Raw genomic sequence first — 15,612 nt, 5'->3', positions numbered from 1 at the left:
CGCCAGGCAGTAGCCGCCCGCTCCCGCCCGGGCTCAGTTGCGGGGTCAGTCGCGGGCCAGCGAGGGACTCTCTGACCCGGCCTTGACCTCTGCCGCCGCCCGGCGATGTGCAATGTGCCCTGTCACCGTGACTGCCGTAGCGATCACCGCTGCCAGTGCCAGTGCAAGTGCCAGGTGCACATGCAGTGCTGCCGCCCCTGCCAGCGCGCCCAGCATGATGAGCACGATGGCCAGTGCGCGCCGCTGCCAGAACGTGCCCTTGCCGCCTGCCAGCCGGGAGTCGGAGGCGAGTCCGGTGATGGTGGATGTGACCACTACGGTGGTGATCTCCGCAACCTTCAGGCGTTTCGCCGTGGCGGCCTGGGTTCCCATGAGCAGGGCGAGCGCGCTGGTGACCGTGCTCCCGAGGGCAGGATCGGCCTGCACCGGAGCCAGGAGCACGAAGACCGTCAGTACCCACAGGCCCAGCGATACCGCGAGCAGGGCTGCGGAGGTCTGCGGCGACCAGCCTTCGCCATTGCGCCGGAGGAGCCGCCCGGCCAAAGCTGCGCCCAGCATGAAGAAGGCCAGCGCCAGCGCCGGCCGAAGGATGGGGAGGCTGGTTCCGCCGGCCATGGCCATGCCCAGCAGCACCACGTTGCCGGTCATGTTCCCGGTGAAGACGCGGTCCAGGCCGAGGTAGCCCATTGCGTCCACCACGCCGGTGGAAAACGTCAGGGCCAACATCAGCACCAGGTGCAGCCGCTCAGCTGAACCAAAAAAATGTTTCCTCACCGTAAATTCTCCAATACACCCTTGAATCGAAACGTATACCAAGGATATGTTCGTTCAGCGATTGTATTCAATCTCACATTCCGTGCTCGATCATAGGACTTGTATGAGACTCCCGTTCCGCCCCCGGGCCCTTCCGGACGGCACTCCATTCCGGGCGAAAAACGTTGTTGTGGGCGGCGGCGTGGCCGCCCTGGCGCTGGCGATGACCGCCTGCGCCCCCATCCAGCCCCTGCCCGAGGCGGTAGTGCATAACGACGTGACGTCCGCCCCCATCGGCAACCAGAAAGTGGTGGAGGGCGGGGACCTGGTGATGGCCCTCTCGGCTGAACCCGACCGCCTGGACCCGACAACGTCGTCGTCCCTTTACACCCGGTACGTCATGCAGACGATGTGCCAGAAGCTTTACGACATCGACGCCCAGGGCAAGATCGTGCCGCAGCTCGCCACCAAGCTTCCCGAGGTGAGCAACAACGGGCAGACGGTGACCATCCAGGTGCGGGACGACGCCGTGTTCGCCGACGGCACCAAGTTCGACGCCGAGGCCGTCCGCGCCACCCTGGACCGGGACCTGACCATGAAAGGTTCCGCCCGCAAGAGCGAACTAGGGCCGATCAGCGGCATTACAGCCCCGAACCCCACCACCGTCCAGATCAGCTACAAGAAGCCGTTCGCCCCGCTGACCGCGGCGCTCGCGGACCGGGCCGGCATGATCCTCTCGCCCACCGCGGTTGCCGCGGCAGGGGATGCCTTCGGCGACCACCCCGTATGCGTTGGACCGTTCAAGTTCAAGCAGCGCATCCCGCAGACCTCCATCCAGGTGGAACGGGACCCGCTCTACTACGACGCCAAGAACGTCCACCTGGACACCGTGACGTACCGGATCATGACGGACTCCAACATCAGGACCGCCAACCTGCGCTCCGGCGACGTCCAGGTGGCCGACTCCATCGCACCCCAGGACGTGGACGCACTGGCAAAGGAACACGGGGTAGGGGTGCTCCAAGTGGGATCCCTGGGCTACCAGGGCCTGACCATCAACCTGGGCAACACCAACGGCGTGGGCAAGCCGGTGGGGGACCTCAACACGCCGCTGGCCAAGAACGCCACCATCCGCCAGGCGCTGTCCATGTCCATCGACCGCAAAGCCCTGGTGAGCACGCTCTTCAACAACTGGTACGAGCCCGCTTGTTCCCCGGTGGCACCCTCCAGCCCCTTCTCCTCCGACGCCAGCCAAGGCTGCCCGGACTACGATCCGGCGAAGGCGAAGCAGATGCTGAAGGACGCCGGGGTTCCGGTGCCCTTCCCCATCAAGGTCCAGGTCACCAACTCGCCGGACTCGCTGCGGTACGCGCAGGCGCTCCAGGCGTCGGCAGCGGACGGTGGATTCGCCCTGACCATCGCGCCGGTTGAATACTCAACGCTCCTGGACGTGCAGAGCCACGGCAGCTTCGAAGCCCTGCTGCTGGGCTGGTCCGGGCGCGTGGACCCGCACGGCAACATGTACAACTTCCTGGCCACCGGCGGCGGCAACAACTACTCCGGCTACAGCAACCCGGCCGTGGACAAGCTCCTCACCGACGCCTCCACCTCCACCGACCAGGCGGCCCGGGCGACCCTCTACGGGAAGGCCGTCCAGCAGGTGCAGGCGGACAACCCGATCATCTACCTCTACCGGATCCACAGCCTCACGGCCTACTCCAACACAGTGGCCGGAGTGGAAACGTTCGCCGATGGTGTGGTCCACCTCAGCAACGCGGCCTTCGTGAAGAAATAAGGACTCCACCATGATCCGATACCTCTCGACCCGTCTCTGGCACTCAGCCATCACCCTGGTGCTCGCCTCCGTGGTCATCTTCATTGGCATCCGCCAACTCCCCGGTGATCCGGCCATTGCCATGGCGGGGGAGGAAGCCAGCCCCGAACAGCTGGACGCCATCCGGTCCAAGCTCGGCCTGGACCAGCCCCTTCCCGTCCAGTACTTCTCCTTCATCGGCCGGTTGCTCCAAGGAGACCTGGGCAAGTCCACCCGCACCGGAACGCCCGTCACGGACCTGCTCGCCGGCACCCTGCCCGTGACGCTGTGGCTCGCCGCCTACGCAATCGTGGTGGCCGTCGTCGTCGGCGTCCTGCTCGGCGTGGTGGCAGAGCGGTTCCGCGGCCGCTGGCCGGAATGGCTCTCCAACGGCTTTGCCCTCATCGGCCTGTCCGTCCCCAGCTTCTGGCTTGGCCTGCTGGCCATCCTCTACCTGGCCGTCAACCTTGGCTGGTTCCCGGCGTCAGGCTATGTCGACGTCGGAACGAACCCCGTGCGCGGCCTCTACTACCTGACGCTCCCGGCGGTGATCCTGGGCACCGGCCTGGCCGCCGTCATCCTGCGGCAGACGCGGGCATCCATGATTGAGACCATGAGCACGGACTACGTCCGCACCGCCCGAGCCAAGGGCCTGGGCGGCGGCCGCATCCTGTTCCGCTACGGGCTCCGGAACTCCCTGATCGTGGTGGTCACCATCGTGGGCCTGCAACTGGGCGGACTGATCTCCGGCGCCGTGGTCACGGAGCGCATCTTCGCCCTGCCCGGCTTCGGCAAGCTCACCCTGGCCTCCGTCTTCACCCGCGACTACCCCGTGATCCAGGCCGTGGTGCTGGTCATCACCCTTGGGTACATCCTCATTAACCTTGCGGTGGACATCCTGTACTCCGTGATCAACCCGCGAATCCGAGTAGGAAGCAACTGATGGCCGTCACCGACATCCGCCCTGCAGCCCCGGGCGCAACCAGCCTGGGCTCCGGCCGCGGACGCATCTGGAAGTCGCTCCGGCGCAACCCCCTGGGCCTGGCCGGCGGAATCCTGCTGGCCCTCGTGGTCCTGGTGGCCCTGCTGGCACCGCTGCTGGCCCCGTACGATCCGGCGCAGGTCCACTTCGCCACCCCGTTCCAGAAACCCGGCACGGTGGGCTTCCTTCTGGGCACCGATGACCTGGGCCGGGACATCTTCTCCCGGCTGGTTTTCGGCATCCGGTCCTCCCTTGAGGTCGGGGTGCTGGCGGTCCTGCTCTCGGTGGTCATCGGCACGCCGCTGGGGCTGCTCGCCGGCTACTGGCGGTGGCTCGACGCCATCATTTCCCGGCTCAACGACGTGACCCTGGCCTTCCCGTTCCTGATCATCGCGGTGGGGCTCGTGGCCATCAGCGGCCCCAGCCTGGGCAACGCCGCGGTGGCGATCGGCATCGCGCACATCCCGGCAATGATCCGCATCATCCGCGGTGAAACCCTGCGGATCAAGGAAAGCGACTTCGTCATGGGCGCCAAGACCATGGATGCCTCCGGCGGGCGGATCATCTTCCAGCACATCCTGCCCAACACCGCCTCCGCACTCATCGTGCAGGCCACCGTGATCATGCCCGCGGCCGTCATCGGCGAAGCCGTGCTGTCCTTCCTGGGCCTGGGCATCCAGCCGCCCGCACCCAGCCTGGGCATCATGCTCTCCGACGCCCAGCAATACCTCTTCCGCTCACCCACAGCGGCCATCGTCCCCGGCCTCGGCATCGCCGCAATCTGCCTGGCCTTCAACCTGTTCGGCGACGCCCTGCGCGACGCCCTGGACCCCGCCGCCACCACCCGAAAGAAATAGACAATGACGTACACGCCTGCAGACAGCTTCACCACCCGCCCCACCCTCCAGGGCACGTTCGGCATGACCGCCTCCACCCACTGGCTCGCCACCGCCTCCGCCCAGGCGGTACTGGAACGCGGCGGCAACGCCTTCGACGCCGCCGTGGCCGGCGCCTTCGTCCTGCACGTGGTGGAACCCCACCTGAACGGCCCGGGCGGGGACATGACCGGCGTGTTCGTCACGGCGGAAAACCCGTCCGAACCTGTGGTGCTGATGGGCCAGGGCCCCGCCCCGGCCGCAGCCACCCGCGAGCACTACCTGGCCGAAGGACTGGAGCTCGTACCCGGCGCCGGCGCGCTCGCCGCCGCCGTGCCCGCCGCCGTCGACGCCTGGCTGCTGCTCCTCCGGGACCACGGCACCTGGGAGCTGGCGGACGTGCTGGCCTTCGCCATCGGCTATGCCCGCAACGGGCACCCGATCGTGGGCCGCGTGGGGACCACCATCGAAACCGTCGCCGACCTCTTCACCGAGCACTGGCCGACGTCGGCCGCCCTCTGGATGCCGGACGGGAAGATCCCCGCCGCCGGAGACATCGTCAAGAACCCTGCGTACGCCGACGTCCTGGACCGGCTCGTCGCCGCAGGGGAGTCGGAGGCCTCGCGGGAAGCACGCGTCGACGCGGCCCGCCGGGAGTGGGGCGAGGGATTTGTGGCCAAGGCAGCGGTCAAATTCCTCGCCACCCCCCACCGCCACTCGTCCGGCGCCGACCACGCCGGCGTCATGACCGAAGCGGACTTCGCCGGATTCTCCGCCGGCTACGAACCCGCCACCACCATCCAGTTCCGCGGCCACACCATCGCCAAGACCGGGCCCTGGGGGCAGGGGCCGGCACTGCTGCAGACCCTCGCCACCCTGGAAGGGTTCGACGACGACCGGCTGGACCCGTCCACGGCCATCGGAGCGCACACCATCCTTGAGGCGCAGAAGCTGGCCATCGCGGACCGCGAGGCCTACTACGGCGACGCCGAGGTGCCGATGGATTACCTGCTCAGCCCCGAGTACGCGGCGGAGCGCCGGAAACTGATCGGCGAAAAAGCCTCGCACGAGTTCCGGCCCGGCAACGTCCCCGGCCACGAACCCTTCGTTCCGCCGCTGCGCACGGAGTACCTCCCGCCGTCGCTCGCGGAAAACGGCGAGCTTGCCTTCGCCGGTGTGGGGGAACCAACCGTCATGCCCACGGGGGAAACCCGCGGTGATACCTGCCACATCGACGTCGTGGACCAATGGGGAAACATGGTGTCCGCAACGCCGTCCGGCGGGTGGCTCCAGTCCTCCCCGGCCATCCCCGAACTCGGCTTCTGCCTCGGTTCCAGGCTGCAGATGACCTGGCTGGAGGAGGGCGCACCGTCCACCTTGACCCCCGGAAAGCGCCCCCGGACCACCCTGACGCCCACGCTGGTGCTGAAGGACGGCAAAGCGGTAACCGCCCTCGGGTCCCCGGGCGGGGACCAGCAGGACCAATGGCAGCTGCTGTACCTGCTGCGGACCATTGTGGGCGGTTACGAGCCCCAGCAGGCCGTGGACGCACCCTCCCTCCACACCACCTCCATCCCGGGATCCTTCTGGCCCCGGACCTGGACGCCGGGTGGCGCAGTCGTTGAAGACCGCCTCGGCGAGGACGTGATCGCTGAACTGGAAGAGCGAGGCCACGTGGTCACCCGGGCCGGGGACTGGGCACTCGGCCGCCTGTCATCGGTGGTGAGCGACCCCGAAACAGGTGTCCTCAAGGCCGCCGCCAACCCGAGGGGAGCGCAGGGCTATGCTGCAGGACGCTAGGAACGACTCAAACATCCTGCTCTCCGTCCGCGAGCTGGAGGTCAGCTACGGCGGAACCCCGGTCCTGGACAAGGTCTCCTTCGACCTGAAGAAGGGCGAGCGGGTGGCGATCGTGGGCCAGTCGGGATCGGGCAAGTCCACCGTGGTGGGCGCCATCCTGGGCCTGCTGTCCGGCGCCGGCCGGGTCACCCACGGGTCCATCCTGCTCGACGGGGAAGACCTCGCGGATGCCACCCAAAAGGAACTGCGCGGCATCCGGGGCAAGTAGATCGGCTTGGTCCCCCAGGACCCCATGTCCAACCTCAACCCCTCCATGAAGGTGGGAGCGCAAATCGCCGACGCATTGGCCAGCAACGGCATGCGCGGCCGGGATGCCATCAAGCAGCGTGCCGTGGAACTCATGACCGAAGCCGGCATCCGGGACGCCGAACGCCGGTACAACCAGTACCCGCACGAGTTCTCCGGCGGCATGCGCCAGCGCGTGCTAATCGCCATCTCCCTGGCGGGGGAGCCGGACCTGCTGATCGCGGACGAGCCGACGTCGGCCCTGGACGTCACGGTCCAGCGGCAGATCCTGAACCACCTCCAGACCCTGGTAGACGCCCGCGGCACCTCGCTGCTGTTCGTCACGCACGACCTGGGGCTCGCAGGGGACCGCACCGACCGCATCATCGTCATGGCCGAAGGGCGGATTGTGGAGACCGGCACGCCGTGGGAGGTGCTGTTGAATCCGCAGGAGGACTACACGCGGCGGCTGGTGGCCGCGGCGCCGTCGTCGAGCCTTTCCGCCGACGCGCCTTCCGATCCGGTGCTTGCTGAACTTGACCGGCCCGCTCCCGTGCTCTCGGTCAAGAACCTGGCCAAGGAGTTCAAGCTGCGTGGCCAGGGCGGGCGCAGGATCCAGGCCGTGGACGACGTCTCGTTCGACGTGCACAGGGGAACCACCACAGCGGTGGTGGGTGAATCCGGCTCCGGCAAGTCAACGGTTGCGCGGATCATCCTGGGCCTGGAGACACCCACCTCGGGCTCGGCGCTGATCAAGGGCGAGAGCATCGCCACCAGCAATCCCCGGACGCGCCGCTCCTTGCGCCGCATCGCGCAGCCCGTCTTCCAGGACCCGTATGGGTCCCTGGACCCGACCTTCAGTATCGAGCGGTTGATCGATGAGCCACTGCGGATCTTCAAGATAGGGACGCGCGAGAGCCGGCGCGAACGCGTGGCCGAGCTGCTGGACCAGGTGGCGCTGCCGCGCATCGTGGCACAGCGCAGGCCCCATGAGCTGTCGGGCGGGCAGCGCCAGCGGGTGGCCATCGCCCGGGCCCTGGCGCTGGAACCGGAGTTGCTGATCCTGGACGAGGCCGTCTCAGCCCTGGATGTCCTGGTGCAGGAGCAGATCCTCACCCTGTTGGGGGACCTGCAGGATAGGCTGGGCCTGACCTACCTCTTCATCACGCATGACCTGGCCGTTGTCCGCCAGATCGCGCACAACGTGGTGGTCATGAAAACAGGAAAAGTGGTTGAAACCGGCAGCGTGGAGCAGGTCTTCATGGCACCGTCGGCCGACTACACCAGAGAACTACTTGGAGCGATACCCGGTGCAGCCTTCGCTAGCTAGCGGCGATCCCACCCCACGGGCCCGCGTCCAGGACGAGATCCGGCGGGACATCATCTTCGGGAAGCTCCCCGCGGGGACCCGGATCACGGAAGCGTCCCTGGCCGCGAAGTACGGGATCTCCCGGGTTCCGGTGCGGGAAGCGCTGCGGGCCCTTGAGGTGGAGGGCTTCGTTGAGTCGAAGCCTTTCGCCGGGTCCACGGTGTCAGAGATCCCTGTGGACGACGCCGATGACCTCTTCGCGGTGCGCGAGGCCTTGGAAGCTGCCACCGCCCGCCGGGCTGCCCGGCGGGCGGCCGCCCAGTTCTCCGCGGGCGGTCCCGATAACCAGTGGTGGGAGACGCGGCGGGAACTGGCCGCCATTCTGGACGAGGGCGATGAAGCGGTGGCAAACGGGCGCGTTGAACTCTTGCCCGAGCTGAATATCCGGTTCCATCTGGGGGTTGCTGAACTGAGCCGCAGCGCGTCCCTCACGGCGCTGCTCCGCCAGATTTCCGGCAAGATCGAGTGGCTCTACGCCTCCGACGTGGACTCCCGCGGCATCCGGTCCTGGGCCGAGCACCGCGGCATCATGGCAGCGATCGACGCCGGCAACGCCGAGGCCGCCGAGCAGGGGATGGCGGCACACGTCCACGGGTCCAGGTCGGGTTACCTGAGCCGGTTCACGGACGCTTCACCTGAAACGCCGGTGGCACCCTCAGGTGGCCACCCCGCGGATACCAGGAATTGATTCCGGGCCTGCCTCCTTCCGATGCCTCCGGGTGGCTTCACCGGGCCCCAAACCGCCGGATGGGTGACCGGCTCGCCGGAACGTTCCGGCGGTTTCGAGCCGTTCCGGCGTCTTCGCGAGGGCCAAGCTCTCCTACCTCGCGGTTGAGGTAGCGTCCGACCGGCCGCGGCATGCACATTCGTGCAAGGGGTTCGTGGGAAGCCGACCAAAGCCGGCCCGTGCAAAATTACCTACTCACCAGTAACAACTCTGTGCTCCGCGTCACAATCAGGTGGCGCCGGCCTTACCTCTCCGCACCCGTTTTTGCCGCACATCCGTGCAGTTCCGCTGCGAAGGAGCGGCAGCACTGCCAGCATGGGAAACCCCGGCCGGAACTGATGGACGCCCCCAAGACCATCAGCTCGGGCCGCCCCAAAGACAGACGAACAAAGAGGTTTCCATGTCATTCCTTTCCCGGGCCCTGTCCGTTGCCGCCGCCGCAGTCCTGGCCTCATCCTTGGTGGCAGTCCCCGCCCAAGCCGTCGACATATCGCCACCAGGTGCCAATGACTGGTCCTGCAAACCGTCAGCAGCGCATCCGTATCCCGTGGTCCTGGTGCCCGGAACGTTCGAGAGCATGGAGAAGAACTGGTCCACCCTGTCGCCATACCTCAAGAGCGAGGGGTACTGCGTCTTCGCCCTTAACTACGGCGAGACCAACGGCGTCTATGCCACGGCGCCCGTCAAAGACTCCGCCAAGGAACTCGCACCCTTCGTTGACGCCGTCCGGTCAGCCACCGGTGCCAAGCAGGTGGATCTGGTGGGACACAGCCAGGGCGGCATGATGCCCCGGTACTACATGGGCTTCCTTGGCGGAGCGAAGTATGTCCATCAGCTTGTCGGCATCGCCCCGTCCAACCATGGAACGGAGGGAGTGATCCTTCCGCCGCCGGACCTGGTGCCCACGCCCGATTACACCGCCGCAGGCTGTGCCGCCTGTGCAGACCAGCAGGCGGGATCGCCCTTCATGCAGGAACTGAACTCCATTGGCGGTACCGTTGCCGGCCCCGCCTACACCGTCATTTCCACCACCCACGACGAGGTGGTCATCCCGTACAACAGCCAGTTCCTCAACGGCTCTGCGCGGCAGGTCACCAACATCACCATCCAGGACAAGTGCCCGGCCGACGTGATCGAGCATGACCAGGCGCCCAACGATCCCGTGGTGCACCAACTCGTCGGCAACGCCCTGGCCCAGCCGTCCGGCCCCGCGGACCTTGCCTTCCAGCCCGTCTGCCTGTAGCGCCCGGACGCGGAAACATCAGCAGTACGACGGCGGGTGGCTGGCTTCGAAAAGCCAGCCACCCGCCGTCGTACTTCTAGAGCTTCTAAAGCGTCTCCGGCACCGGCCGCCCCGGGAACAGCGTGGCGTGCTGCTTCCGGTAAATCCGCCGTCCCACCAGCTTGTACGCGAGCCGGACCGGGGGAGGGATCTCCTTGAACAGCTCCTTCCGGTCCGCCGGGGGATTCGTGGCCAGCACCATGCCCAGGTACCCCACCATGAACTTCTTATCGAGTGCCTTGACTCCGTGCTGCCCCACCGCCGCGGCTTCCTTCCCGCTCATCACCCGGTCCGCCACGGGCATCAGCTCGGTGACCTCGCGCCGCAGGTGCACGTTGAGGACGGCGGCCAGGTCCTCGTAGCGGGCGGCCAGTTCCGACGCTGACTCCTCATCCGCTGTCGACATCCAGCGCATCCGCACCGGCTCAATGGCATCCAGCCGCTGCGTCACCTGCCGATGCTGCTCCAGCATCTGCCCCACATGCAGCGCACATGCCGGCGCCCGCTCCTTCAGTTGCGGGTACATCAGCAGGTCCTCGCCCTCGTGGTGGACGTGGAGCACCTTGTCGAAGTTCCCCAGCACTTCCCCCACATATGCGGCGCGGGCCGTGTCACCCGCCGCGGCCGAACGCACCAGTCCGGGCGCCTCGCCGTAGGCCCAGAGGAAGAAGCGGTGGATGCGCTGCATGGCAGCAGTCCCCGTGCACAGGACGGGTCCCGCCGGGAGGGGAGGCGCGGTTTCGCCGGGCTGCATGGTGAAGAAGTCGGTCATTGTGGGCCCCTATTTTTGCCAGTCAGTGAGACGAAGGACCCTCCCCGCGAGCATCGTAGCCCTGGCCCCCACGGCGCACAACGGCCTGTGGAAAGTACGACGGCGGCCCTTGGCCAGGTGCGCGGCGTCGCCCTGGTCAGGGAAACCGGGAGCCGGCCCGCACCAGCGCCTGGTCTTCGCGCACCCGCTCAATCCATTCGGCGAGGAAGGCCTGGACGAGCGCGGCCTGCTCGTGCAGCAGGGCGTGGCCGGCCCGGTCAAGCACGGCAAAGGTGCCGCGGGGGTAGTCCCGCGCCAGTGCCCACCCATCCGCGTAGCCGGCGGTGGCGTCCTGCCTACCCGCCAGAACCAGCACGGGGTGCGGATACCGCGCTGCCGATTCCGGCCGGTCCCGCAGTTCCCAGCGCGAAAAGATGCGGGCCAACCCCTGCTCGTCAACAAGGGCTGCCGCAGGAGCCACGAGCTGCTGGAACCTGTGCAGCGTTTCGTCCGTCTGGACCACGAAATAGCTGCGGAAACTCGCCTCGCTTTCCGCGTCGAGGCCGGCAGGACTTACCGACGACACGAGGACCTCATGCTTGGGCACGCTGCCGGCATGCGCGCCGACCGGGCAGACCAGGGCAAGCCCGGCTGCCTGGGGGTGCATGTGGGCTACCGCGCGGGCCAGATACCCGCCGTACGACTGGCCGATGAGAAGGAACGGTTCATCCCCGATCGTGCTGTCGATGAAGCCGAGCAGGAGGTCCAGCACGTCGTCGTTGCTGTTGAGCGACGCGTGAGCCGGAGTGCGGCCCATCCCCGGCAGGTCCGGATACAGGCGGCGGAACCCGGGGATGCTGCCGAACACCGGTTCCAGGCCGCCGGCAATCTCCCGGTGGTCCACGCCCGCGCCGTGCAGCGCAAGGACGGGTGTTCCGCTGCCATGCTCAACGAAATGGACGGGCACGCCGCTGACCACCGCTTCCATCCCGCCAGTGTAAATTCGGCCGGGACTGTGGGGCCAGGGTCCTCGTTGCCCGGAAGAGGAGCATGTTGGGTGCTCCTGCCCCTACCGCGTCCCGGCCCGTGGGGCCAAGATGGCCCGCATGAGAAAACTCTTTACCGCGGGCTTCACCGCAGCACTGCTGGTGCTCGGCCCCGTCCCGCTTGCCCTTCCCGCCAATGCTGCAGGAGGCACGTCACCTCAGCCCGGGCACGTCCTCGTAAAGTTTTACGACGACGGCGCTGCCGCCGGTTCGCTGCACAGGCGCGGCTTGGAGGGCGTGGACGTCGGCGGTACGGGCGCCAGGTTGGTCAGCGTGCCTGCCGGCAGCGAGGACCGGCTCATCGAGGCACTCAGCCGGGACCCCGCCGTCGAATACGCCGAAGCGGACCAGCCCGTGTCCGCCTTCACCTCCGACCAGTACTTCCCGCGCCAGTACGCGCTGCAGAACGATGGGCAGTCGTTCACCAACACCGCAGGCGATCTCACCATCCCTGCCGGCACGCCTGATGCGGACGTGGACGCCGTTGAAGCCTGGAACGTGACCACCGGCAACGGCATCAAGGTGGCGGTGCTGGATTCCGGTGTGGCCAGTGACAACCCGGACATCGCCCCCAAGGTGGTGGCCCGCGCCAATTTCAGCGGCTCGGCCACCAAGGCAGGGGACCCCGTGGCCGAGGACTACTACGGCCACGGCACCCACGTGGCCGGCAGCGTCGCCGCCACCACCGACAACACCATTGGTGTGGCAGGGGTCTGCCCGGGCTGCACCATCCTGGCCGGAAAGGTCCTGGACGACAACGGTGTCGGCTCCAGCTCGGCCCTTGCCAACGGAATCAACTGGGCGGTCAGCAACGGCGCCAAGGTGATCAACATGAGCTTGGGCGTGCGGGCGTCGCGGACCCTGGAAACCGCGGTCAACAACGCCTGGAGCAAGGGCGTGGTGCTGGTGGCAGCTGCCGGCAACGGCGGGAACCAGACCAAGATCTACCCGGGCGCGTACACCCATGTCATAGCCGTAGGTGCCACCGACAACAACGACGCCAAAGCATCGTTCTCCACGTATGGCGCGAGCTGGGTGGATATCGCTGCTCCCGGCGTGAACGTCTACTCCACCTTCCCCAACCACCCCTTCGTGCTGGGCTCCCAGAACAACCGGTCCCAGGGCTACGACGTGGGCAACGGAAGCTCGATGTCCGCAGCCATCGTCTCAGGAGCGGCGGCGCTCGCGTGGAGCTCGCATCCGGGCGCCACGAACACCTCCATCCGGGCAGACGTGGAATCCACCGCGGACAAAGTCGACGGCACCGGCACGTACTGGGCCTACGGCCGGGTCAACGCTGCCGGCGCTGCTAAGTAGCCTCAGTTAGCCCCGCTCGGCGGCCGGTGCCCTACCCGGCCGGCTTCAGGGCGACCTGCCAGGCGGCAACTGCACGCGCACCACTCAGGGTCCAGGTAGCTGTTCCGCCGGTTCCGGCGGTTGCCTGCACCTTGTCCGCGAGTTCGGCGATCTGGCCCCCGGCGGCCTGCCACTGCTGGGTCCAGCCGGCCGGAGCGGAGGAAACCACCGGGGCCGCGCAGTCACATCCCACGCCACCGACCAGCATGGCGCCGTTGGTGGCGGTTGTGACGCTCGGGGCGGTGATGCTGGTGGCGTTGTAGGTGGCGTCCACGGCTGTGGCTACAGAGGAATCAAGCGGCGTGGTGTTGTTCACGCCCCGATAGCCCGTGATGCCGCCGCCCCACTTCACGGCGGTGCTGAGGGTCCACGCGTAGCTGGCAGGATCCGAGGCGCCCACCACGTGGTAGTAGGCAAAGACCCTGGCACCGGAGGTGGAGGTGCTGTTGATGCCCAGGCCGTTGACCAGCGGAGTCCAGCCCGCCGGGACGGAGGCCATGGTGGGGTTCAGGTCCGTGGTGATGGAGGCGACCAGCACGTCGCCTGCCGCGGTGCCGGCGGGGGCACCGATGGAGACTGCGGAAGCGGCCGTTCCCGCATAGGTGGTTGAGGAGCCGACGACGCCCACCCCTGTGGCCGGCGGCGGTGTGGAGGAGGAGCTGACGGTGATCGTGGTGCTGGCCGAGCTGGACCCGCCGCTGTTCGTGGCCGTGAGTTTGGCGGTGTACGTGCCGGCCGCCGCGTAGCTGTGGGCGGGGTTCTGCGCGGTGGAGGTGCCGCCGTCGCCGAAGTCCCAGGCCCAGGATGTGGGAGTGCCGGTGGACGTGTCAGTGAAGGCGACGTTCAGCGGCGCCGTGCCGGAGGTGGGGGAGGCCGTGAAGGAAGCCACCGGTGCTGCGACGGCAGGGCCCAGCGGACGGTCCGAGTACCAGTAGCGCTTGGCCACGTCGTCACTGGCCATGACCACGATGCCCGTGGAACTGTCCACGCCCTGCTTGGTGGTGGTCACATTGTTCATGTTGGACGACGACGCGCTCTGGATGACGGGGGTCCCGCGCCCGCTGCCGAACGCGGGGTTGTCCATGGACGCCGTCTTCTCGTAGATGCTGCCGGCAACCCCGGAGTAGGCGCAGCCACTCACGGACGTGGGCGGGGCGGTCTGGAACGCGTGGACCAGGTTGTTCTGGGTGTCCAGGACTATCTGCGGCCTGCTGACGCAGTCGCCGGTGGTGGAGATGGTCGATTGCGTGAAGGATCCCGTGCCCGGCTTGAAGACGAGCAGCAGCAGCTGCGGCAGCGTGGGGTCACTGGAGACGTCGTTCAGGCTGGTCTTCACCGCGGCGAAGACGCGGCCGCTGGTATCTGACTGCAGGGACTTGATGTTCAGGTGGTCGTCGGCCTGCCCTTGGCCCCGGATGGCCGGCTGGAAGTTCCAGGACGATGAAGCCGTGGGGGAGGTCCCGTCCGTGCGCGAGGCCCACCATACCGAGCCGGTGAGCTGGTCGCTCCACATCACGCCGATCTTGTTCTTGTTGTAGGACACCACGGCGGAGATGTCGTCCGGTGCAGGGTGCGGGTTGGAGACCGGGAGGACGAACGGCGCAGCCCAGCTGGAGCCGCCGGGCGCCGAGTTGTTGACGTAGACGGTGTTGGTGAAACCGCTGGTGCTGTTGCCCGCCACCTGCGTCCACGTTGCCCAGATGGCGCCGGTGCTGTCCTCGTCGATGGTCATCGATTCGCTGCTGTTGTTGGCAATCACCGTGGGGAACCCGGAGTCGAGCGTGTACTTGCCGCCGGAGTAGCTGTAGCGGTAAAGGTAGGCGGGCTGTCCGGCGACCGAGGGTTTCGGGTTTGCATCGGTGGAGATGGTCACCACGTGCGAGGCGATGTAGAGGTGGCTGCCGTCCCACATGGTGTCTGCCAGGGTGCTGCCGCGGCTGTCATTGACCACGCCCGTGTTTACCCACGTGGCGCTGGGCCGGTCCAGCCGGTAGATGCTCCAGCCGCTGCCGCTGGTCCACATGTCCGCCCACCAGGAGCCGTCGTTCCACCAGAGCTTGCTCTGCGGCTTGTCCGACGTGGGCGGATTGGCGACGCCGGAGTAGGCGATGCTCTGGGTCCCGTAGACGGGATCTGCGGAAGCCGGTGGGGCTCCCACAAGGGCGGCGGCCGCTATCAGGGCCAGCACCAATGCCTGCCGTAACCAAGCTGGGAAAACTTCGATCTTCATGGCCGGCTCCTGGGACCTGATGCCGCAGTGGCATATTTATTTGCCGGAGTCCTGCCGCCGGCCCAGCCCGACGCAACCCCTAGGGGACTTAGGGTAGGCCCCTAATTGATCCCCTAACAAGAGCCCCTGGTACCTGTTTTTGTTGCCTAGGGCTACGGGTTTGTTCAAGTGCTGGACTCCGCGCGCTGCCGCCACAGGAGATAAGCCACCAGCTGCCCGAAGAGCGACACCGCCAGGAGCAGCCAGCGCCGGCGGACCGCCCTTGCAGATTGTCGTTGTCCGGACATAGCCGCCAAATTGCCATGGGACCCCCGGCACCAGAAGTGCCGAGGGTCCCACTGGC

At 67.3% G+C, this 15,612-nt stretch carries 12 protein-coding genes and 1 pseudogene; 8 read left to right on the top strand and 5 right to left on the bottom strand.

Annotation, left to right across the window (positions count from 1 at the left end; genetic code table 11):
• Positions 1–45 precede the first annotated feature (45 nt).
• Positions 46–774 (bottom strand): YoaK family protein, encoded by a 729-nt coding sequence (locus tag FBY30_RS01130; RefSeq protein WP_235009285.1) that lies wholly within the window; start codon positions 772–774, stop codon positions 46–48.
• Positions 775–877: 103 nt separating this feature from the next.
• Here FBY30_RS01130 and FBY30_RS01125 point away from each other — a divergent pair, with 103 nt between their 5' ends.
• From FBY30_RS01125 to FBY30_RS01095, 7 genes and pseudogenes are all read left to right on the top strand, one after another.
• The gene (locus FBY30_RS01125) at positions 878–2,548 is read left to right on the top strand and encodes an ABC transporter substrate-binding protein (protein ID WP_142130792.1); all 1,671 of its coding nucleotides are present in this window, start codon (positions 878–880) and stop codon (positions 2,546–2,548) included.
• Positions 2,549–2,558: 10 nt separating this feature from the next.
• Entirely contained in the window at positions 2,559–3,509 is a 951-nt protein-coding gene (locus FBY30_RS01120) for an ABC transporter permease (RefSeq protein WP_142130791.1), read from the top strand.
• Positions 3,509–4,405, top strand: coding sequence for an ABC transporter permease (locus FBY30_RS01115; RefSeq protein ID WP_142130790.1), 897 nt, complete (start codon positions 3,509–3,511; stop codon positions 4,403–4,405). Before FBY30_RS01120 ends, FBY30_RS01115 begins: the two co-directional genes overlap by 1 nt.
• A 3-nt stretch (positions 4,406–4,408) precedes the next feature.
• The gene (locus FBY30_RS01110; RefSeq protein ID WP_142130789.1) at positions 4,409–6,223 is read left to right on the top strand and encodes a gamma-glutamyltransferase family protein; all 1,815 of its coding nucleotides are present in this window, start codon (positions 4,409–4,411) and stop codon (positions 6,221–6,223) included.
• Positions 6,207–7,838: pseudogene (locus FBY30_RS01105) on the top strand (dipeptide ABC transporter ATP-binding protein). Before FBY30_RS01110 ends, FBY30_RS01105 begins: the two are co-directional and overlap by 17 nt.
• A complete protein-coding gene (locus FBY30_RS01100; protein ID WP_142130788.1) occupies positions 7,819–8,565 on the top strand; it encodes a GntR family transcriptional regulator in 747 nt (248 codons plus the stop codon). The pseudogene FBY30_RS01105 and the gene FBY30_RS01100 overlap by 20 nt, the downstream one beginning before the upstream one ends.
• A gap of 439 nt (positions 8,566–9,004) precedes the next feature.
• A complete protein-coding gene (locus tag FBY30_RS01095) occupies positions 9,005–9,847 on the top strand; it encodes an esterase/lipase family protein (RefSeq protein WP_142130787.1) in 843 nt (280 codons plus the stop codon).
• A gap of 85 nt (positions 9,848–9,932) precedes the next feature.
• Here the strand turns inward: FBY30_RS01095 and FBY30_RS01090 are convergent, their stop codons facing one another.
• Entirely contained in the window at positions 9,933–10,658 is a 726-nt protein-coding gene (locus FBY30_RS01090; protein ID WP_142130786.1) for a hemerythrin domain-containing protein, read from the bottom strand.
• A 136-nt stretch (positions 10,659–10,794) separates the two neighbouring features.
• On the bottom strand, positions 10,795–11,625 hold the full coding sequence (locus tag FBY30_RS01085) for an alpha/beta fold hydrolase (protein ID WP_142130785.1): 831 nt from the start codon (positions 11,623–11,625) through the stop codon (positions 10,795–10,797).
• Between the two features lie 118 nt (positions 11,626–11,743).
• Here FBY30_RS01085 and FBY30_RS01080 point away from each other — a divergent pair, with 118 nt between their 5' ends.
• A complete protein-coding gene (locus tag FBY30_RS01080; RefSeq protein WP_142130784.1) occupies positions 11,744–13,000 on the top strand; it encodes a S8 family serine peptidase in 1,257 nt (418 codons plus the stop codon).
• Positions 13,001–13,031: 31 nt separating this feature from the next.
• Here the strand turns inward: FBY30_RS01080 and FBY30_RS21105 are convergent, their stop codons facing one another.
• Together FBY30_RS21105 and FBY30_RS21100 are read right to left on the bottom strand one after the other, a co-directional pair.
• The gene (locus FBY30_RS21105) at positions 13,032–15,269 is read right to left on the bottom strand and encodes a PKD domain-containing protein (RefSeq protein ID WP_200830608.1); all 2,238 of its coding nucleotides are present in this window, start codon (positions 15,267–15,269) and stop codon (positions 13,032–13,034) included.
• 164 nt (positions 15,270–15,433) lie between these two features.
• Positions 15,434–15,556 (bottom strand): hypothetical protein, encoded by a 123-nt coding sequence (locus FBY30_RS21100; RefSeq protein WP_268815680.1) that lies wholly within the window; start codon positions 15,554–15,556, stop codon positions 15,434–15,436.
• Between the last annotated feature and the right edge of the window lie 56 nt (positions 15,557–15,612).

This window comes from Arthrobacter sp. SLBN-83 (assembly GCF_006715285.1).
Classification (GTDB): domain Bacteria; phylum Actinomycetota; class Actinomycetes; order Actinomycetales; family Micrococcaceae; genus Arthrobacter.
The sequence above is the reverse complement of the archived record's forward strand: the minus strand, read 5'-3'. Positions and strand labels throughout refer to the sequence as shown.

Excerpts from the sequence above, each read along its gene's own strand:
- FBY30_RS01125 (WP_142130792.1), top strand. The coding sequence starts at position 878 with ATGAGACTCCCGTTCCGCCCCCGGGCCCTTCCGGACGGCACTCCATTC.
- FBY30_RS01120 (WP_142130791.1), top strand. The coding sequence starts at position 2,559 with ATGATCCGATACCTCTCGACCCGTCTCTGGCACTCAGCCATCACCCTG.
- FBY30_RS01115 (WP_142130790.1), top strand. The coding sequence starts at position 3,509 with ATGGCCGTCACCGACATCCGCCCTGCAGCCCCGGGCGCAACCAGCCTG.
- FBY30_RS01110 (WP_142130789.1), top strand. The coding sequence starts at position 4,409 with ATGACGTACACGCCTGCAGACAGCTTCACCACCCGCCCCACCCTCCAG.
- FBY30_RS01095 (WP_142130787.1), top strand. The coding sequence starts at position 9,005 with ATGTCATTCCTTTCCCGGGCCCTGTCCGTTGCCGCCGCCGCAGTCCTG.
- FBY30_RS01090 (WP_142130786.1), bottom strand. The coding sequence starts at position 10,658 with ATGACCGACTTCTTCACCATGCAGCCCGGCGAAACCGCGCCTCCCCTC.
- FBY30_RS01085 (WP_142130785.1), bottom strand. The coding sequence starts at position 11,625 with ATGGAAGCGGTGGTCAGCGGCGTGCCCGTCCATTTCGTTGAGCATGGC.
- FBY30_RS01080 (WP_142130784.1), top strand. The coding sequence starts at position 11,744 with ATGAGAAAACTCTTTACCGCGGGCTTCACCGCAGCACTGCTGGTGCTC.
- FBY30_RS21105 (WP_200830608.1), bottom strand. The coding sequence starts at position 15,269 with ATGAAGATCGAAGTTTTCCCAGCTTGGTTACGGCAGGCATTGGTGCTG.
- FBY30_RS21100 (WP_268815680.1), bottom strand. The coding sequence starts at position 15,556 with ATGTCCGGACAACGACAATCTGCAAGGGCGGTCCGCCGGCGCTGGCTG.